This window comes from Actinoplanes sp. NPDC026623, assembly GCF_040638275.1.
GTDB lineage: Bacteria > Actinomycetota > Actinomycetes > Mycobacteriales > Micromonosporaceae > Actinoplanes.
In genome coordinates this window covers 1-19104 of record NZ_JBEZXZ010000171.1, presented here as the reverse complement: position 1 = coordinate 19104, position 19104 = coordinate 1, and the positions used below count along the sequence as shown (strand labels likewise).

Sequence of the window (19104 nt, the reverse complement as noted above, 5' to 3'; positions counted from 1 at the left end):
GGTCGGCGCCGTCGTTGCGCCGCGCGGCAGGCGAGCTGGACGATCGGCACCGAACCGGGCCAGTGGCGGCCCACCCCGCCCGCGTACGCCCAGGACGGCGCGCAGATCGCCGACATCAAGACGTTCGTCATCCCCAGCGGCACCACCTTCGGCACGGCCGGGCCGCCCGCGCTGAGCAGCGCCGCGTGGGCCCGGGACCTCAACGAGGTGAAGGCGCTCGGCTCGGCCACCAGCACCGTGCGTACCCAGGACCAGACCGAGGCGGCGATCTGGTGGCACGACCGGCGGCAGACCGAGTGGGAGATCAAGCGGCAGCTCGCGCAGACCCAGCACCTGAGTCCACTGCAGACCGCCCGGATGTACGCGATGACCGACGTCACCCGGGCCGACTCGACGATCTCCTGCTTCAACCAGAAGCGGAGCTGGAACTTCTGGCGCCCGGTGACCGCGGTCCAGCTCGCCGACACCGACGGCAACCCGGCCACCGCCGCCGACCCGGCCTGGATGCCGCTGCTGATCACCCCGCCGTTCCCGGACCACACGTCCGGGCACGCCTGCACGACCGCGACGATCATGACGGCGCTGCGGCAGTTCTTCGGCCGCGACGACGTTCCGTTCAGCGCCTACAGCGCCGATTCCGGGACCACCCGCCACTTCGGCGGCTTCTCGCAGGCCCTGGCCGAGCTCATCGAGGCGAGGATCTGGGGCGGGGTGCACTACCGCACCGCCGACGTGCAGGGCGCCCAGCTCGGCGTGCAGGTGGCGCGCTACGTCCTCGCCCGGGAGTTCCGCCCGCTCCGCCCGCTCCGCTGATCCCGTCGCCGGCCCGCGTGCCGGCGCGGACCCCGTTACGGCGTCGGCGCGCGGACCGCGGGTGGCTCCCCGGCCGGCGCCGCGGGCGCGGCGCCGCCAAGGTGCGACCGCACGAAGGCGACAAGCGCCGCCCGGGTGGTGGCCGCCAGCTCACTCACCGGGACCAGGATGACCACGCCCTTGCCGATCCAGAGCAACAACAGGTCCGGCAGTTGTTCGCATCGGTCGATCAACGGCCACCGGACGACGCCGTCGGTGTACCGGGAGGCCGTGTGGACCCCCTCGGCATCGATCCGGTACGAGATCGGCCCGTCGAGCGTCCTGCGGGCACGCCGCAGCCGCACGCTTCGCGCCAGGAACGGCGCGCCGAGAACAACGCCGACACCCAGCGCAACGATGATCATGCCGATCCAGCGGTCGGACTCGCTCAGGACAGCCAGCGGCAGGCCGTCCGCCACGAGGATCAGCCCCAGGATCCGAAGGACCAGTGTCGCTCGCCGTCCGGCCCGCCGCACACCGGCTCTGAGCTGCACCGCGGTGAGTTCGGCCGTGAAGGCGAAGTGCGTATCGGGCTCCATGATCGCGGGAGCATACCCGTACCCGAGGCAGTCACGACGGGGCGCCGATCCTGACGTTCTGGAAGGCGGCGGTGCCGCTGTAGGCGTTCAGCCCGAACAGCCCGGAGGCGTATGCCGAGTCGACGGCGTCGATCACCTGGACGCCGTCGAGCCGGACCCGCAGACGCGTGCCGACGGCGACGACCGTCAGGTGATAGGTGCGACCCGGCACGATCGTCGCCGGATACCCGGCGATGTCGCGGCCGGGCCGCCACAGCTTGACCACGCCCGTGGTGTCGACGTTCGCCGTGTAGTGCTGCGACGCGTCGGCGCCGGCCCGGAAGGTCAGCGCGGCGGCGACGCCGTTGACCGGGCGCACGTCCGCCTCATAGGTGAAATCGGTGCCGGAGGTGCCGCTCAGATAGAACGCGTCGCCGGGCGCCTGGGCGTGCACGCCGTCGCCGGGCGCGGTCCAGGTGCCGCCGGCCGGACGCCACGGCCCGGCCAGGTTGGTGGCGAAGCCGGTCGCGCCGAGGGTGACGTTGCCGATCACCGCGGTGCCGGCGAAGACGTTCGCGCCCGCCCGGCCGGTGGCATAGGTGCCGTCCTCGGCGTCGATCACCGGCGTGCTGCCGTGGTCCAGGTAGACCCGCAGGCGCGACCCGGCGGCGACCACCTTCAGGTGGTAGGTGCGGTCGCGGGCGATCGACGTCGGGTATGTCGCGATGTCGCGTCCCGGGCGCCACAGCTTGACCATCCCGGCCGCGTCCACATTGGCGGTGTAGTGGTCCCGGAACGTCAGGCCGGCCGCGGCGGCGTCGCGCAGGCGGACGTCCGCCTCGTACGTGCCGTCGCCCGCGACCGTCGAGTTGAGGTAGAAGCCGTCGCCGGTCGCGGTGCCCTGCTTGCCGCCGGCCACGTCGGTCCAGGTTCCGCCGGCGGCGGCCCACGGGCCCGCGAGGTTGCCGGCCAGGGTCGACTCCCCGGTCCCCCACGCCGAGCCCAGCCGGTCGAACCGCAGCGAGACCAGCCGCACCGAGCCGCCCTCGGCGTACGCCTGGAGGCCCTGGCTGCCGGTCGCGGAGTCGAAGCGCACCACGTCGCTGATCGAGACCGCGCCGTCGTTGCCGAACACCTCCAGCTGTCCGCGGTCGACGAGCACCCGCATGGTCACCCGGCCGTTCTCCGGCGCCAGGGGCGCGCCGTACAGGGTCCGGGCCGCCCGGTCGTAGGTGACGGCCCGGTCGTAGGTGCCGTCCGAACGGGTGTGCAGGCGCAGCCCGAAACGGGTGGCGGTGGCGGTGGCCGCGTCGAACACCGCGGTCACCTCGTAGGTGTCCGCACTCGCCGGCGACACCGGTGTCGTGGGCGTCACCGTCCGGTCGGCCACGGTCACCGTGCCGGAGCGCAGCGACGCCAGCTCGTCGATCGGCGTACGCGTCAGCCGCACCCCGTCGGGGTAGGTCCTGAGCCGCAGCTCGGCCGGGAAGGTCAGGTTGCCGCTCCAGACGCTGCCGCGCGCGGCCGGCTGCCACACCGTCTGGATCACCCGGCCCCGGGGGTCGCCGAGGAAGGTCTGCCCGGCGTAGAAGGTGCCGCCGGCGTCGTTGGCGCCGTAGTCCATCCGCCGCATCGCGGTCCGCGGCTGGAAGGTGGTGCCGTCGAAGTCGCCGGTCACGTACTCGCCGCTCGCGTCGGTCAGGACCCACCGCTGGTCGGCCGCGCTGCCGTCGACCGGGAGCTGGAAGAGGTCCGGGCACTCGAAGAACCAGCCCGCCGCGTACCGGCTGCGCCAGGTCCAGTTCAGCAGGTCGGCCGAGGTGAAGAAGTCGGCGCCGTTGCCGCCGCCGTCCGACCACATCACCATCACCCAGCGCCGCGACGGCGCGTGCCAGAACACCTTCGGGTCACGGCCGGTGCCCGCCGGCACGGCCACCTTGCGGCCGCCCGCGTACGTCTGGAAGGTCCTGGCGCCGTCGAGGCTGTAGTGGATCGTGGCACCGTCGGTGCCGGAGAAGACCAGGATCGGGTCGTCCGGGCCGCTCTTGAGGCCGGTCACGTTGCCGGTGTCCACCACGCCGTTGCCGGACCAGAGGTCGCCCGGGTGCACGCCCGGCTCGAGGGCGATCGGTTTCTGGGTCCAGTGCACCAGGTCGGTGCTGGTGGCGTGCCCCCAGTGCATCGTGTCCCAGGCCAGGCCGTGCGGGTTGTGCTGGTAGAAGAGGTGGTACTGCCCGCGGTACCAGAACGAGCCGTTGGGGTCGTTCATCCAGCCGGCGCGCGAGCTGAAGTGGAACTGCCCCCGGAACGCCTCGTTGTAGGCGGTCGCCGGGTAGGGGAACTCGGGATAGTCCGCGGGGGCGCCGGCGGCGGCCGGAAGCGCCGGCATCGTCACGGCTGCGACGAGCGCGAGCAGGACGGCCGCGACGAGCCGCCGAAAACGGGTACCCATGCGCGGACTATAGACTGACATCGATGTCAGAGGTGGGGTTTGCGATAGACGGACACGTGGGAGGTCGACTCGGCGGTGAACTCGGTGCCGCTCCAGTCGGCGTGCCTGGCCTCCAGCTCGAGGCCGGCGAGCTGGGCCATGAGGTCGAGTTCGGACGGCCAGATGTAGCGGTGCGGGCTGCGGAAGAGCTGGGCCTGCCGGCCGTCGTCGAACCGGAAGTGGTGGGAGACGACGTGCTGCCGCAGCGTGTCGTAGGTGTCCAGGCCGATGTAGCCGGGCTCGCACGTGAAGACGGATGCCTGCTGCCCCGGCGGGAGCCTGCGAAGCTCCGGCACCCACAGCTCGATCACGAAACGGCCGCCGGGCGTCAGGTGGCGGGCGGCGTTGCGGAAGCACGCGACCTGCTCGGCCTGGGTCAGCAGGTTGGAGATGGTGTTGTAGACGAGGTAGACCAGCGTGTATTCGCCCGGGGCGACCGCGGTGGCCATGTCGCCGGCGACAACCGGGATGGCCGCCTCGCCGGCCTTCTCGCGCAGCCGGTCGATCATCGGCCGGGACAGCTCGATGCCGGTGACGGGGACCCGCCGGGCCGCGAGCGGGACGGCGACGCGGCCGGTGCCGATGGCGAACTCGAGCGCCGCTCCCCCGGCGGCGAGCTCGGCCAGGCGGTCAACGGCCGGTTCCAGCACCTCGGGGGCGAACATGCCGGAGCCCGGCGTGTCGTAGCGAACGGCGGCGTCCGCGTCCCAGATCTCGTCCTGTCGCATGCGACAAACATTCTCCGGAGCCGGTGCGCCTGTCCATCGATTTGCGGGCTCAGAGATCGATGGCGGCGAAGATCGGGGCGTGATCGGAGTCGTGCGCGCTGCGCCGCTCCGCCGGGTCGTCGCCGACCGAGGGCAGCCCGCGGTCGGTGACCGAGCGGACCTCGCGCACCCGGTCGAGCAGGAGGTGGCTGACCAGGATGTGGTCGATCAGCTCCGGCCGGCCCTGATAGACGCGGGAGAACCGGGTCTTCTCGGGGATCAGCGGGGCGAGACTCCACAGCCGCGTGGCGTCGCCCCGGTCGGGCCGCCCGAAGCCGGCGGTGCCGATCTGCGAGCCGGGCGGGCCGTAGAGGATCTGCGTGGTGGCGGCGGACGGCTCGTCGTTCAGGTCGCCGACCAGGACCATCCGCCGCTGGTCGACCTCGTCGAACAGGTCGTCGGCGACGACGCGGACGCTCGACGCCTCGGCGGTGCGCCGGTAGAGGGCGTATGCGGCGTAGCGGGCCCGCTCGTCCTCGTCGCGCGGCGCGAACCGGCTGGTGCCGTGCGGCCCGGGAAACGACAACAGCTTCGACTTCAGGTGGCAGACCAGCATCGTCAGGACCTGCCCGCCGGGCAGGTCCACGTCGACGCCCAGGACGCCACGCCCCATGGCGGAGGTCGTGTTCTGCGGATCGTCGCCGCCCTGCACCGGGCGCAGCAGCGGCGCGAACCCCGCGGTGTCCCTGACCACCCGCAGCGGGTGCCGGGAGATCACGCCGACCCGGATCGGATGATGCGCCTCGAACCGGGTGGACAGCTCGGTCTGCCAGTCGCCGTCCAGCAGGGCGACGAGGTCGGCCAGGGCCTCCGGCTGCCCGACCTCCTGCAGGCCGAGCACGTCCGGACCGGCCGCGTTGATGGTCGCGGCGAGGGCGGCCAGCTTGCCGTCGTAGACGGCCTTGTCGTCGGGCCCGAACTCGTCGTCGGGCCAGAACAGGTTCTCCAGGTTCCACGTACCTACGGTGATCATCGAATGCCTCCCGGGCGGCGCGCGCGCCGGGCGTGCGTCTACCTCATCATCTGCCCCGCGCCCGGCCACCGCTGTCACGAACCCGATCCCAGCTCCACGGATCGGCCGGAGCGCCGCAGGGTTCGCGGCCCCAGCGGAATTCCTCCTGCCTGCCGGAGTCGTCGCGGAAGTCGTCGAAGTGGCCCGCGGCGACCAGCCGGCGCAGCAGGTGATCGGCCCGGTCGGCGGCGCCGGCCGCACGCAACTCGCGCGCCAGGAACAACACGTCGGAACGCTGGTGACTCTCGTGGTAGCTGATCGGGAGGTGCTGGTCGGGGTCGCGGGCGAGGAGCCGGGCGACGAGGTCGCCCGGCGGCAGGTTCTTCAGCAGGAGCGCGACGCCGCTGGCGGCGTCGAGCGGGGCGCCGTCGGCCGCCCGGGCCGCCAGCCGGTCGGCGGCATCCGCCGCGCCCATCTCGCGCAGGTCCGTGATCAGGCCCGCGACCTCGTACGTGTCGGCGAGGTCGACCCGGCCGGCCGGGTCCCGCGCCAGCAGCAGGCCGGCGTGGGGCACCGGGTTCGGCGCGACGATGCCGGTGGCCGGGGACTCGACGTACCGCAGGTATGACAGGAGCCGTCGCAGCCGCGCCGGGTACCGCAGCGGAAACTCGGCCGCGATGCGCCGCGCCAGCGTCTCGTACTGCCCGGCGGCACCCGACCGGCGCAGGTCGCCCAGCAGCAGCTCGGCCGACTCGACGGTGGTGTGCGCGCCCGGGTCCCGCGCGAGCAGCGCCTCGGCGTAGCCGGCGGCGCCCACCTCCGCCAATGCGCCCAGGAGCCTGACGAGGCCGATCGGCGCGCTCAGGTCCACCCGGTCGGCGGGCACGCGTTCGAGCAGCTCCGGAATCCGGTTCACGGGTCCGGCGGTGTGCAGAACGAGCAGCGCGCGGGCGAGGGCGGCCGGATCGCCGGAGTCCGCCGTGGCCGCCAGCCGCGCCCTCAGGACCGCGAGCTGCTCGTCGGCGCCGACCATCTTCAGGGCCATCGCCAGCGACTCCAGGTCGCCCTCGCCGTCCCGGAGGTGTGCGGCCGGCTCGCGGGCCAGCAGGGCGCTGATCGCGTCGGCGGCACCCAGCCGGTGAAGCTCGCAGAGGATCTCGGTGACGGCCTCGGACGCGTCCTTGCCGGTGAACGACACCTCGGCCGCGGCACGGGCCGCGAGGGCGGCGGCGTGATCGTGTGCGCCGGCCGCGGTCAGGGCGGCGAACACCGAGGTGCGGTGCAGCGGGGAGAAACCGGTCGTAGCGGCCGCGCGGCGGGCGAGGATGTCGACCTGGCCGGCGGCGCCGAGGCGATGCAGCATGGCGAGCAGCTTGACCAGGCCGTAGCGCTCCGTGACGTCGACCTGCGCGGCGGGATCGCGGGCGAGCAGCCTGTCGATCCGGTCCCGCGCGCCGAGTTCGTCCAGCCGCGTCAGCAGGTTTGCGACGGGCCCCGGATGTTCGAGCCGGACCAGGGATTCCGGGCCGCGGTCGAGCAGCGCCGCGACCGTGTCCGGCCGCGGCGAGCGCAACAACACGAGTACGTCGTAATGGTCGTCGAGCGAGCAGTTCCGCACCGCCCAGCGCCTCGGCTCCGGGTCGTCGGGACACAGCGCGTCCATCAGCACCACGGCGTTGACCGCCGCGCAGCCGTAGTAGCCCTGGCCGCTCGCGCAACCGTCGCGCTCGGCCGCGTGGACGTAGAGGCGGACGGCGTCGCGGAGCAGGCCACGGGCCCGCGCGGCGTCGGCGAGCACCACGATGTCGCCCGGGTCGGCAAGGCCTGCCGCGGCCCAGAAGCTTGCCGGCGGCACCTCGTCCGCGCGATGCCGGCGGCCGAACTCATCGAGATAGTCGGTCAGCCGGAACGCCTCGCCGACCCGGTCAAGCATGCCGGAGATGCCGCCGAGGCGGGCGCAGGCGTACCCGATCGCCGCCGGCCACCAGTCCCGGGACAGGACCTCCTCGGCCTCCGACTCGGTGAGATAGCCGGGGACGGCCTGCTCGAGCAGCGCCCGGGACAGGTACGGGCCGCAGCCGAGCCGCCGCGCGTCCATCGCGGCGGTGACCAGCGCCCGGGCCTCGGGCGGGGCGTCGGCGAACCGCTCGACGAACACCGGCCCGCCGGCCAGGTACTGCGTGATCCGCCCGTCCCTCGACCGGGCGGCCGCCTCGGCCAGCCGGGGATCCGATCCGGCCGCGGCCGTCAGCGCCTCCCGGTCCCGGCCGGTGAAGGCGTCGGGGACCTTGATCCGGTACGGGGCGAGCAGCGCCCGCGCGCCGGCATGAGGGTCCACTCCGCCGTCGCCGCGCCGGCCGGTCAGCAGCTCCCAGTCCGACGGCCACATGGTCGCCAGGACCAGCACCGGGCCGCGGCGGGCGTCCCGCAGCAGTTCGCGCAGCGTGGCCGACACCCGCTCACCGAGCACCGCGTCGGCGAGGTAGTTCGCGGCGTCGTTGAGCCACACCACGGTCCGCGGCCCGACGCGCTCCAGGCCCGCGAGGGCGGCCTCGGCGGGAGTCGGCGCGATCGGATGCCACAGCCGCCACTGCCCCGAGGCGGAACGCAGCCGCTCGATCGCCTCCCAGCAGGCCCGGGTCTTGCCCGTCGACGACCCGCCGACGAGCACCGCGATCCCGCCGGAGCCGTCCGCGGCCCGGCCGACCGCCGCGTCGAGGATCCGGTCGTGGTCGCGCCGGACGTACGGCGGCAGCGGCGGCAGATCCGCGGCCGACGCCGCGATGGCGTGATGCACCTCGTAGTCGAACGGATCGGTGACCTCCCGCAGCGGCCGGCCGGACCGCTCCCCGAACAGATCATCCGGTTCCGCCGTCGATCGTCCGGCGGCCGCCGTCCACAACAGGTGGACCTCGGCGCACACCGTGGGCACGTCGAGGTCCTGCCGGTGTGCCAGCACCGCGACCAGGGCCTCCACATCCCGATCATCCTGGGGGAACCTCGGCGCGCTGAGGATCCGATGGATGGTGTCCCGGCTCGGGCTGCCGCGAAGATCAAGCTCGTCGGCCAGGGTCAGCACGTCGTCGGCCAGTTTGTCCAGCGTCGGCCCGCCCGCGCGGAGGTAGAGCTCGTACAGCTTGTCCTTGAGGTCCTGCAATGCCCCCGGAGCCAGGTTCGGCTTCGCCAGCAGGCGACGAGCCGTGCGCTCCCGCACCGGCCCGGGATTCCGTGGCGTCTCGTCGCGACTCATCGCAGGACAGCATCGACCACCCACGCTCACGGCCCACACGCGGGGCCCTTCCGTCGCAACTGAAAGTGATCTTCGTGGCGGCCTCGACAGTGGACGCATACCGCCGCACCTTCCGACGCGAGGAGCACCCGATGTCCGACAATCAGGATCAGCGCCGCCACCTGCGCGACAGGCTCACCGCCGCTGCCGTCACCGGCCTGCTCGCCGGCGCCGCCCGCGCACTGGCCGGCTGGCTCCTGCAGCACCTGACCCACGGCGGCTGACCCGGATACCCGCCGCCGCCGTGGCCGGGTTCCTCTGTCGAGGCGGCCGATATCGTCCGCTCGTGAACGGTAGTCTCACGCGTCGTGCGCACACTGAAAATCATCGTTGCACTGTTGGTCGCCGCTGCCGGGCTGACCGCGTGCGGCCTGTTCGGCGATGACTCGGGCCGCTCCCAGGACGAGCAGATTCAGCAGATCCTCGACGAGAACGCCTCGTTCACGGTGTTCCTGCGCGACGACTCCACCAAGCAGCAGCACGATGAGGTCGAGGCGGCGCTGCGGGCGCTGCCGGGATTCACCGGCATCGTCTTCGAGGATCACGACGCCGCCTACCGGAAGTTCCAGAAGGCGTTCTCGCCGATGCCGACCGCGTTCGAGGACATCGACCCGCAGATCCTGCCCGAAAGCTTCGAGGTGAGCATGTCCGACATCGCCGCCGTCCGGAAGGTCCGCGACACGAAAAGCACGGTGCAGAGCCTGCCCGGGGTGCAGGATGTCACCTTTCCCTGCCTCACCGTGCGGGAATGCCGGGAGATGCACTCGCCCAAGCCGACCGCGCCACCGTCCTGAGCCCCGGGCATGAATCTGGGCATTATCGGTCAAGCGATCGGGTTGTTCGCGGTCACCAACATCGACGACATTCTCGTGCTCGCCCTCTTCTTCGGCCAGGGTGCCGGGCACCGCGGCGCGACGCGCAACATCGCCGCGGGCCAGTACCTCGGCTTCGCCGCCATCCTGGCCGTCGCCGCCGCCGCGGCGTTCGGCGCCACCTTCCTGCCCGGGAGCGCCATCCCCTATCTCGGGCTGATCCCGCTCGCCCTCGGCATCAAGGCCGCGGTGCAGGCCTGGCGGAACCACGGCAACCAGGAGGAACGCCAGGAGTTCCGGCCCGGCGGCCCGAGGGTCCTCGAGGTCGCGGGGGTCACGTTCGCCAACGGCGGCGACAACATCGGCGTCTACGTTCCGGTGTTCGCCACCGCGGGCGCCGCCGGCATGAGCGTCTACGTGGTCGTCTTCCTCATCCTGGTCGCCGGGTGGGTCGCGGCCGGCAAATACTTCGCCACCCGCCCCGTCATCGCCGCGGCCCTCGGCCGGTGGGGACACGTCCTGCTGCCCGTCGTGCTGATCGGTATCGGCCTGATCATCCTCGCCGAGGGCCTATAGCGCTCGCGGTGCGGCCCGTCGTCGTGTGAGGGTGACGGGATGCCCCAACCGATCCTGCGTACCGACCGGCTGCTGCTGATCCCCCTGGCGGACCGGCATCTCGGCCTGGAGACCGAGCTCGACTCCGACCCCGAGGTGCTGCGGTACATAGGGCGGGCGCGGACCGCCGGTGAGGTGCTCGAATCGCATGCCCAGCGGATGGCCTCGGCCGGGCCGGTGGACGGCCTCGGCTACTGGATGGCGTTCGGGTGCGACGGCGCCGGTCCGGGCTCGGCAGCACCGGACCACGAGCGCGACGGCGAGTTCGTCGGACTCATGATGCTGCCGCCGGCGCACGGCCCCGATCAGGGCGACGACCCGGCCGTCAGCGACCTGGGCTACCGGCTCCGGCGCCGCTACTGGCGGCGGGGCCTGGCCCGCGAGGCGTCCCGGGTCCTGCTGCGGCACGCGTTCGAGACCGTCGGCCAGCGCCGGGTGATCGCGCAGACCATGGCGGTGAACCGGGGGTCCCGGCGCGTCATGGAGGCGATCGGCATGCGGTACGTGCGGACGTACTTCCCGGCCTGGGACGACCCGCTGCCTGGCGCGGAATCGGGTGAGGTCGAGTATGAGATGACCCACGAGATGTGGGCGCGATTGCCGACGGCACCTACCATCCCGTCGTGATCATCGTGTTTACGGCCGTCTCCCGCCGGCGGCGGCCGATCCTGATCGTCGCGCTGCTGTTCGCGGTGGTGCTCGGGGTGCTCGGCGAGTCGAGCGACCGGGGCACCTGGCTCCCGGTTTTCGCCGCGTGGGCGGGGCTGACGGTGGTGTTGCTGACGCTGTCGGTGGTAGCGGTGTCGCGTTTCCGCCCGGCCGCCCTGATCATGCGGGGGCGGGCGTTCGCGGCCTGGCCGAACCCGGCACGGGTGCTCATCGCCTCGCTCTTTCTGATCCAGGGCGGATTCCTGGTGGCCGACGGCGTCCATGACATCGCGGCCGGCGAGGAGCTGTGGGGGTTCAGCGCGGCGATGGTCGCCGTGTGCGCGTGCGCCCTGATGGTCCACTGGCGCCTGGTCTGGGGCTGGTACGGCGTTCAGCTGCGGGCGGACGGCGTTCACGACCGGCAGGCGCTGGGCTCCCTGTTCATTCCGTGGGACGCCTTCGTTCCCGGGTATCCGGCCGTCGCGAGCGGGTCGCAGAAGGTCGCCTTCCACTACCAGCACCCGGAACTGGTCCGCCGTCGCGGCCTGCGCACCGGCGATCAGCCGGCCACCGCGGGCAGCGTCGACGCCACGTTCCTGGCCCGGGCGATCACCGAGTACGTGAGCCGCCCCGAATACCGCTCGGCGATCGGCACCGAGGCGGAGCTCCGCCGGCTCACCGCCGTCGCGGGCTGACCGCGGCCCGGCCGCCGGCACCGGACCGGAGCCGGCCCTCGGCGCGCGCCGAAACCGGCGCACATGCCCCCGAAGCATGACCTTTTCCCTGCGCGGATAGATCGGCGTTCATAGATATTGACAACTCCCGTAACAGGCTGGAAACTCCGTGAGAGCGCTCTCACGGAGCGCCGGTCTGGGCCCTCCCCCAACGATCCCCTCCCCCCGAAAGGCCGTTGCCATGCCGAGTTCCGCATACCGATGGCGCCGCCGGTGGCTCGCCGCCACCGCCGCCCTGATAGCCGGCGGCGTCTCCGCCGTCTTCGTCATGCACGCCGACGCGGCCGTACCGCCGGCGTCGTCCGGCATGACCCTGGTCTTCAGCGACGACTTCACGGGGGCCGCCGGCACCGGCCTCAACCGGTCCAACTGGCTCTACGACACCGGCACGTCGTATTCGGGCGGGGCCGCGAACTGGGGCACCGGCGAGATCGAGACGATGACCGACTCGACGCAGAACGTCTACCAGGACGGCAGCGGCAACCTGGTGATCAAGCCGATCCGCGACTCCGCCGGACGCTGGACCTCGGGCCGGGTCGAGACGCAGCGCACCGACTTCGCCGCGCCCGCCGGCGGCAAGGTGCGCATCGAGGGCCGGCTGCAGCAGCCGAACGTCACCGGTGCCGCCGCGGCGGGCTACTGGCCGGCGTTCTGGACGCTGGGCGCGGCGGCGCGCCCGGTCGGGGCGACCAACTGGCCGAGCATCGGCGAGTGGGACATCATGGAGTCGATCAACGGCCGGAACTCGGTCTTCGCGGCCCTGCACTGCGGCGTCGCCTCGGGCGGTCCCTGCAACGAGACCACCGGCCTGAGCAGCGGCGAGCACGCCTGCGGCACCTGCCAGACCGCCTTCCACACGTACGCGGTGGAGTACGACCGGAGCGTGTCGCCCGAGCAGATGCGGTTCTACCTGGACGGCTCGCAGTACTTCCAGATCAACGCGAACCAGGTGGACGCGACCACCTGGAACAACGCCACCCAGCACGGCATGTTCGTGATCCTCAACGTGGCGATGGGCGGCGGGTTCCCGGCGGCGTTCGGCGGCGGGCCCACCTCGGCCACCCAGTCCGGCGTGCCGATGCTCGTCGACTACGTCGCCGTGTACCAGTCGGGCGGCGGCACCACGACCACGCCGCCGACCACCGCGCCGACCACCGCGCCGACCACGGCACCGCCGTCCGGCACGGTCCGAAACGCCTACGCGCAGATCGAGGCCGAGTCCTACGACGCGGCGTCCGCGGTCACCAAGGAGACGGCGTCCGAGGGCGGCCAGGACGTCGGCTACATCGGCAACGGCGACTGGCTGCAGTACAACAACGTGGACTTCGGCTCCGGCGGCGTCCTCGACTTCGTGGGCCGGGTGGCCTCGGGCGCCGCGGCCAACGTCAGCGGCCTGGTCGAGGTCCGCGTCGACAGCCGCAGCAACGCGCCGATCGGCAGCTTCGCGCTCGCCGGCACCGGCGGCTGGCAGACCTGGCGCTCGGTGCCGGCCAACGTGTCCAACGTGTCCGGTAGGCACACGGTCTTCCTCACCTTCACGAGCGGGCAGCCGTCCGACTTCGTGAACGTCAACTGGATCCAGTTCCGCAAGTAGTTCGTGGGGCGGGCCCCCGGTGCGGCATCGCCGTACCGGGGCTCCGTCCTTGGGTCAGGGGTGCAAGGTCGCACCCTTCAGCACCTTGTCCACCGCGTTGCGCGGGCCGTGCACGGCCATGCCGACCAGATCCAGCCGCTCGGTGGCGACCGCGCGCACGGCGGCCCGGTTGTCCCGGTCGTTGCGGGTGGCGAAGAGGTCCGAGGTGAACACCGAGACCGGCAGGTGCCGGCCGACCGCCCGGCCGTGCGCCGCCCGCAGCAGTTCCCCGCTGCCGGTGAGGACCAGGACCGGCTGGCGGAACATCGACAGGTACCGCACGCCACCGGCGTCCTCGTACGGCTCCCCGATCGCCTCGGGAATCACCGTCCCGATGCCACTGACCAGGAACGCCGTGACGTTCAGGCGCTGCCAGGTGAGCAGGTCGTCGCGGAGCAACACGGCGATCTTGGTGTCGAAGCGTACGGGCGCGGTATCGGCTGACATGCGCCGATGATGCGCCGCCGCGTACCGCCCGGTCTTGTACGATTTTGACGTGGTGGGGGCGACGATCTCCGCGTGGCGCCCACGCCTGGACGGCGTGGTCGAGGTGCTGCACGCCCACATGACCGGTCACGCCTATCCGATGCACGCGCACGACGCGTGGACGCTGCTCATCGTCGACGACGGCGCCGTGCGCTACGACCTCGACCGGCACGAGCGCGGGGCGTTCGGCGACCTGGTCACGCTGCTTCCGCCGCACGTGCCGCACAACGGCGACTCGGCGACGCCGGGCGGATTCCACAAGCGGGTGTTCTACCTTGCTCCGGAGGTGTTGCCGCACGCCCTGATCGGTGCCGCGGTCGACAACCCCACCCTGGCCGATCCGTCGCTGCGCAGCAGGGTCGCCGGCCTGCACCGCGTCGTCCGGCGGCCCGGCGAGGAGCTCGAGGCGCAGGGCCGGCTGGCGGACGTCGTCGAGCGGCTGCGGGCCTGGCACGGCCGCCCGGCGCTGCCGGCCCGGCTCGACCGCGCCCCCGCGTACCGGCTGCGGGACCTGCTGGAGGAGCACGTCGTGGCGGGATTGTCGCTGGGCGAGGCGGCCCGCGTGCTGCACTTCCACCCGGCGTACCTGGTGCGCTCCTTCAGCCGCGAGTTCGGCATGTCGCCGCATCGCTACCTCGTCAGCCGCCGGGTGGACCTGGCCCGCAGGCTGATCGTCACCGGCGAGCCGCTGCGGTCGGTCGCCGCCGACAGCGGCTTCTACGACCAGCCCCATCTGGTACGCCACTTCAAGCGCATCCTCGGCGTCAGCCCGAGGGCCTTCGCCCCGCGCGGGCTGCCGGACGCCTGACGCGTCATGCGCGGCGGCGCCCCAGCCGCACGGCCGTCGCGCCGGCGATCAGCGGCACCACGGGAGGTCCCGTGATCGGCGGGCCGGGCTCGCCGCCGCCACTGCCCCGGTTTGCGTGGGTGCCGGCGTCGTGGACAAGCGGCTGTGGGGGCAGGTCAGGAGGGGGTTTCGGCGCCGGGGAGCACGGCGCGGACCAGGTCGCGCAGCGGCTCGAGCAACTGCTGCTCGGTGGCCGACGAGAGCGGCTGGATGCCCAGCGACGAGCGCAGCGTGACGATGCCCAGGGTCGTGGCCAGCACGATCTGTGCGCGCAGCAGCGCCGAGTCCGGGTCGGTCCCGCCCGCGGCCGCCGCCATCTTCTCGCTGACCGCGCTCAGCACCGAGCGTCGCAGCTCGTCGATGCGGTCGTCGCCGGAGGACCGCAGCAGCAGGAGCAGCGCGACGCGCAGCCGGTCGTCGTCGGTCGAGCTTCCCACCCGGCTGGCGATGCCCTCGGCGATCCCGTCGATCGGCAGGCCGTTCTCGTCGCGGCGCACGTCGGTGACGGCGGTGGTCAGGCAGGCCTCGAACAGGCCTTCCTTGGACATGAAGTAGCGGTTGATGAGCGCGACGTTGACGCCGGCCTCTTCGGCGATGTCCCGCACGGTGGTCACCGCGTAACCGTCGCGCGCGAACCTGGCCCGCGCCGCCTCGAGCAGGACGTGCCGGGTCCGGCCCGCGTCGCGCCGGCGCCGCTCGATGGGAGCGTCGTCACACGTCGCCGGGGGGTCCCCTGCTGGGCTCGCCGTCAACTGGCATCCTCTCGTCGCCCGGAAAGCGTATCCCGGGCGCCAGGGCAGGTAAACAAACGCTGACCTGGCTGGTCGCGGGCCTGTGATCCGCCGCTCAGTGGCTAGTAAACGCCTGTTGATTTCGGCGACGCTACCACTAGGTTACAAAGTCAGCGGACGTTTACTACTTGTTTGGCGGAGTGCTCGATGACCACAGCGGAGGCCGTCACGGCGACGGCCGGCACGACGGCGTGGCTGCGCGGACGCTGGCCGCGCGTGCTGCTGCTGGCGGCCGCGGGCGTTGCCGCCGTGTTCGCGCTGCGCGGACGCGTGCCCGATCCCGCCCAGATTCTCTCCATCGTCGGTTCCGCCGACTACCGCTGGCTGGCCGCCGCCGTGCTGGCGCAGACCCTGTCCCAGATGGCCTTCGCCCGTCAGCAGCGCACCCTGCTCGGCGCCCTCGCCGTGCGGGTCTCGCGGCGCGACGCCCTCGCCATCACCTACAGCCGCTCGGCGATGAGCATGGTCCTGCCCGCCGGCTCGGCGATGTCCGCGGCGTTCGCGCTGCGGGAGTACCGCCGCCACGGCGCGAGCACCGCCGTGGCCACCACCGGCATCGTGCTGTCCGGCGCGTCCTCCATCGTCGGCCTGACCCTGCTGTACGCGGGCGCGCTCGGCACCGCCACGTTCGCACCGCACGGCGGCTGGCGCGCCGTCGCGCTGGCCGGCGCCTGGATGGTCGCCACCGCGCTCGGCGGGTGGGCGATCGTCGCGTACCGGCGGCGCGGACCGCGCGCGGGCAGCGCGCCGCGCCGGACCCCGGGCCCCGAATCGGGACGGATCGCGCGGGGACTCTTCCAGGCGCGCCGGGTGCTGCGCGAGGCGCGCGCCCTGCGCCTGCGCCACTGGGCCGCGACCATCGCCTGCTCCGTGCTCAACTGGCTGCTCGACCTCTGCTGCCTCATCGCCGTCGCACAGGCCTGCGGGCTGCCGCTCGGCGCCATCCAGCTCGCCTCGGTATATCTGGCCGTGCAGGTGGTGCGGCAGATCCCGCTCACGCCCGGCGGCGTCGGGCTGATCGAGGCGAGCCTGCTCGCGGGGTTCGTCGCGGCCGGGGCACCGCAGGCGGGCGCGGCGGCGGTCGTGCTCGCGTACCGGATCGTGTCGTTCTGGTTCCTGCTGCCGGTGGGGCTGGCCGCCTACCTGAGGCTGAACCGGCACCGCCGGCGCCGGGCCCTCGCCGATGTGACGTAAACACTCGTTGACTTGAGGCCACCGGGTCCGATATCAAGTCAGCAAGTGTTTACTTCTAGCGTCAGGAACACCATGACCTCCACCATCGAAGAAGTCACCCCGGCCGGATCCGTTCCGGCCGGGGACCGGAGCAAGGGCGGCGGCCTGCTGGTGCTGTATCTGGCACTCGGCGGCCTCGCCTACTCGGTGCTCCAGTCGCTGGTGTCGCCGGCGCTGTCCACCATCGGGCACGACCTCGAGGCCACGACCGCCGACGTCAGCTGGATCGTCACCGCGTATCTGCTGTCCGCGTCGGTGCTGACGCCCATCCTCGGCCGGCTCGGCGACATCGCCGGCAAGCGCCGGATCCTCATCGGCGTGCTGGCCGCCCTCGCCGCCGGAACGCTCGTCGCCGCGCTGGCGCCCAGCCTGGCCGTGCTGATCGCCGGCCGGGTGCTGCAGGGAGCGGCCGGCGCGATCCTGCCGCTGTCGATCGGCATGATCCGCGATGAGCTTCCCCGCGAGCGGGTCGCGCCCATCATCGGCCTCATCTCGGCGATCTTCGGCATCGGCGCCGGCATCGGCATCGTGGCCGCCGGCCCGATCGTCGAGCACCTCTCGTGGCACTGGCTGTTCTGGCTTCCGCTGGTCCTCGTGGTCATCGCGCTGCTCGGCGCGATCTTCGGCATGAAGGAGTCCCCGGTCCGCTCCCCCGGCCGGCTCGACATGCTCGGCGCGAGCATCCTGTCGGTGTCGCTGGTGGCGCTGCTGCTCGCCATCAGCAAGGGCCAGGCATGGGGCTGGGGCGCGGCCGGCACCATCGGCCTGATCGCCCTCGGCGTCGTCGGCCTGATCGGGTTCGTGCTCGTCGAACTGCGGGTCAAGGAACCGCTGATCGACATGAAGCTGATGAAGATCCGCGGCGTGTGGGCGACCGACCTCGTCGCCCTGATCCTGGGCTTCGCGATGTTCGGCACCTTCCTGCTGGTGCCGACGCTGCTGCTGATGCCCGAGGCCACCGGGTACGGCTTCGGCAAGACCGTGTCACAGGCCGGCCTGTTCCTGCTGCCCACCGTCGTCATGATGGTCGTCTTCGGCCCGCTGGCCGGCATCCTGAACCGCAAGTTCGGCCCGAAGCTGCCGCTGTTCCTCGGCGCCGTCTTCGTGGTCGCGGCCTTCGCCCTGCCCGCGCTGGCCCACGACCGGATCTGGCACCTGCTGGCCTCCGGCATCCTCACCGGCGCCGGCATCGGCTTCGCCTTCGCCGCCATGTCCAACGCCATCATCGAGAGCGTGCCGGCGGCGCAGACCGGCGAGGCCACCGGCGTCAACACCATCGCCCGCACCATCGGCAGCTGCATCGGCACCGCCGTGGTCGCCGCCGTCATCACCTCCAACACCACCCCTCGGGGCATTCCCACCGACGCCGCCTTCACCAACGGCTTCTGGGTCTGCGCGGGCGTCGCGGTCCTGGCCGTCGTCGCCGCGATCGCCCTGCCGTCCGCGCACAAGCGGCACGAGCAGGCCCTCGCGGCGGGCATCGAGGACCTCCCGCCCGAGCCGCAGGAGCTCCACCTCCCGCACCGATCGCACGCCTGAGGTTCCCCGCGGATGACCTGAGTGGATCTCTGGCGGCGTTCACATTTCCGCCAGAGATTCACAGGTATAGATTGCTCGGCAACATCCGCTCTGCATCAAGGGGAACGATGACCATTTCCCGCAATCCCCGGCGTTCGCTACGCCGGATCGTGGCCGGCGTGATCACGCTGGCCACGACCGTGACCGCCACCCTCACGGTCGCAGCGTCACCGGCACAGGCTGCCACCACCGCAGGCATCGACGTGTCGCGCTACCAGGGCTCGATCAACTGGACGAGCGTGCACAACGCCGGCATCCAGTTCGCCTACATCAAGTCGACCGAGGGCATCAGCTACAAGGACCCGAACTTCGGCACCAACTACGTGGGCGCCTACAACGCCGGCGTGATCCGGGGCGCGTACCACTTCGCGCTGCCGGACCGCTCCACCGGCACCGCGCAGGCCAACTACCTGGCGAGCAGCGGCGGCGCGTGGTCGGCGGACGGCCGCACCCTGCCCGCGGCGCTCGACATCGAATTCAACCCGTACGGCGCGACGTGTTACGGCCTGAGCCAGGCCGCGATGCGCACCTGGATCTCGGACTTCCTCAACACCTACCGCGGCCGCACCGGCCGGTACGCGGTCATCTACACCACCACCAGCTGGTGGACCAGCTGCACCGGCAACTGGAGCGGGCCCTGGGCGAACCATCCGCTGTGGATCGCCCGCTGGGCTAGCGCCCCCGGCACGCTGCCCGCCGGCGCACCGTATTACAGCTTCTGGCAGTACACCGCCGGCGGCTCGGTGGCCGGCGTCGGCGGCGCCGTCGACCGCAACTACTTCAACGGCGACCGCAGCCGCCTGGTCGCCCTCGCGAACAACACCTGATGACCGGCGGCCCCGGGCACCGCGGTGCCCG

Annotated in this window: 18 protein-coding genes; 11 read left to right on the top strand and 7 right to left on the bottom strand. The window is 72.3% G+C overall.

Annotated features, from left to right (window positions below):
* A partial coding sequence (locus AB0F10_RS34575) for a vanadium-dependent haloperoxidase (RefSeq protein WP_360634961.1) occupies window positions 1-813 on the top strand: 813 nt, incomplete at its 5' end.
* Between the two features lie 35 nt (window positions 814-848).
* Here the strand turns inward: AB0F10_RS34575 and AB0F10_RS34570 are convergent.
* From AB0F10_RS34570 to AB0F10_RS34550, 5 genes are read right to left on the bottom strand one after another with little or no spacing between them, the layout of a single operon-like run.
* Window positions 849-1391: a YcxB family protein gene (locus AB0F10_RS34570; RefSeq protein ID WP_360634958.1), complete on the bottom strand. Its 543-nt coding sequence runs from the start codon at window positions 1389-1391 to the stop codon at window positions 849-851.
* 31 nt (window positions 1392-1422) lie between these two features.
* The gene (locus AB0F10_RS34565) at window positions 1423-3822 is read right to left on the bottom strand and encodes a glycoside hydrolase family 32 protein (RefSeq protein WP_360634955.1); all 2400 of its coding nucleotides are present in this window, start codon (window positions 3820-3822) and stop codon (window positions 1423-1425) included.
* Window positions 3823-3848: 26 nt separating this feature from the next.
* Window positions 3849-4589, bottom strand: a complete 741-nt coding sequence (locus AB0F10_RS34560) for a class I SAM-dependent methyltransferase (protein WP_360634952.1) — start codon at window positions 4587-4589, stop codon at window positions 3849-3851.
* Between the two features lie 49 nt (window positions 4590-4638).
* Entirely contained in the window at window positions 4639-5601 is a 963-nt protein-coding gene (locus AB0F10_RS34555; protein WP_360634949.1) for an endonuclease/exonuclease/phosphatase family protein, read from the bottom strand.
* Window positions 5602-5647: 46 nt separating this feature from the next.
* Entirely contained in the window at window positions 5648-8830 is a 3183-nt protein-coding gene (locus tag AB0F10_RS34550; protein ID WP_360634946.1) for a hypothetical protein, read from the bottom strand.
* A 131-nt stretch (window positions 8831-8961) separates the two neighbouring features.
* Between AB0F10_RS34550 and AB0F10_RS34545 the strand changes: the two genes are divergently transcribed.
* The 6 genes from AB0F10_RS34545 (at window position 8962) to AB0F10_RS34520 (ending at window position 13272) form a co-directional block, all read left to right on the top strand.
* Window positions 8962-9093: a hypothetical protein gene (locus AB0F10_RS34545; RefSeq protein ID WP_360634943.1), complete on the top strand. Its 132-nt coding sequence runs from the start codon at window positions 8962-8964 to the stop codon at window positions 9091-9093.
* 84 nt (window positions 9094-9177) lie between these two features.
* The gene (locus tag AB0F10_RS34540; protein WP_360634940.1) at window positions 9178-9663 is read left to right on the top strand and encodes a permease-like cell division protein FtsX; all 486 of its coding nucleotides are present in this window, start codon (window positions 9178-9180) and stop codon (window positions 9661-9663) included.
* Between the two features lie 9 nt (window positions 9664-9672).
* Window positions 9673-10257, top strand: a complete 585-nt coding sequence (locus tag AB0F10_RS34535) for a cadmium resistance transporter (protein ID WP_360634937.1) — start codon at window positions 9673-9675, stop codon at window positions 10255-10257.
* Window positions 10258-10296: 39 nt separating this feature from the next.
* Window positions 10297-10923: a GNAT family N-acetyltransferase gene (locus AB0F10_RS34530; protein WP_360634934.1), complete on the top strand. Its 627-nt coding sequence runs from the start codon at window positions 10297-10299 to the stop codon at window positions 10921-10923.
* Window positions 10920-11639 carry a hypothetical protein gene (locus AB0F10_RS34525; RefSeq protein ID WP_360634931.1) on the top strand — a complete coding sequence of 240 codons (720 nt, stop codon included), beginning with the start codon at window positions 10920-10922 and terminating at the stop codon, window positions 11637-11639. The genes AB0F10_RS34530 and AB0F10_RS34525 overlap by 4 nt, the downstream gene beginning before the upstream one ends.
* Window positions 11640-11859: 220 nt before the next feature.
* Entirely contained in the window at window positions 11860-13272 is a 1413-nt protein-coding gene (locus tag AB0F10_RS34520) for a carbohydrate-binding protein (protein WP_360634927.1), read from the top strand.
* Window positions 13273-13326: 54 nt separating this feature from the next.
* Here the strand turns inward: AB0F10_RS34520 and AB0F10_RS34515 are convergent, their stop codons facing one another.
* Window positions 13327-13758, bottom strand: coding sequence for a DUF2000 domain-containing protein (locus tag AB0F10_RS34515; protein ID WP_360634924.1), 432 nt, complete (start codon window positions 13756-13758; stop codon window positions 13327-13329).
* Between the two features lie 49 nt (window positions 13759-13807).
* On the opposite strand from AB0F10_RS34515, the gene AB0F10_RS34510 reads away from it, so the two are divergent.
* Window positions 13808-14605: an AraC family transcriptional regulator gene (locus tag AB0F10_RS34510; protein ID WP_360634921.1), complete on the top strand. Its 798-nt coding sequence runs from the start codon at window positions 13808-13810 to the stop codon at window positions 14603-14605.
* 155 nt (window positions 14606-14760) lie between these two features.
* Here AB0F10_RS34510 and AB0F10_RS34505 read toward each other — a convergent pair whose 3' ends face one another.
* Window positions 14761-15396 (bottom strand): TetR family transcriptional regulator, encoded by a 636-nt coding sequence (locus AB0F10_RS34505; protein ID WP_360634918.1) that lies wholly within the window; start codon window positions 15394-15396, stop codon window positions 14761-14763.
* A 186-nt stretch (window positions 15397-15582) separates the two neighbouring features.
* On the opposite strand from AB0F10_RS34505, the gene AB0F10_RS34500 reads away from it, so the two are divergent.
* From AB0F10_RS34500 to AB0F10_RS34490, 3 genes are all read left to right on the top strand, one after another.
* The gene (locus AB0F10_RS34500) at window positions 15583-16629 is read left to right on the top strand and encodes a lysylphosphatidylglycerol synthase transmembrane domain-containing protein (protein WP_360634915.1); all 1047 of its coding nucleotides are present in this window, start codon (window positions 15583-15585) and stop codon (window positions 16627-16629) included.
* A 72-nt stretch (window positions 16630-16701) separates the two neighbouring features.
* Complete coding sequence (locus AB0F10_RS34495) at window positions 16702-18207, top strand: MFS transporter (protein WP_360634912.1); 1506 nt, start codon at window positions 16702-16704, stop codon at window positions 18205-18207.
* 107 nt (window positions 18208-18314) lie between these two features.
* Window positions 18315-19073: a GH25 family lysozyme gene (locus tag AB0F10_RS34490; protein WP_360634909.1), complete on the top strand. Its 759-nt coding sequence runs from the start codon at window positions 18315-18317 to the stop codon at window positions 19071-19073.
* The last annotated feature ends 31 nt before the right edge of the window (window positions 19074-19104 follow it).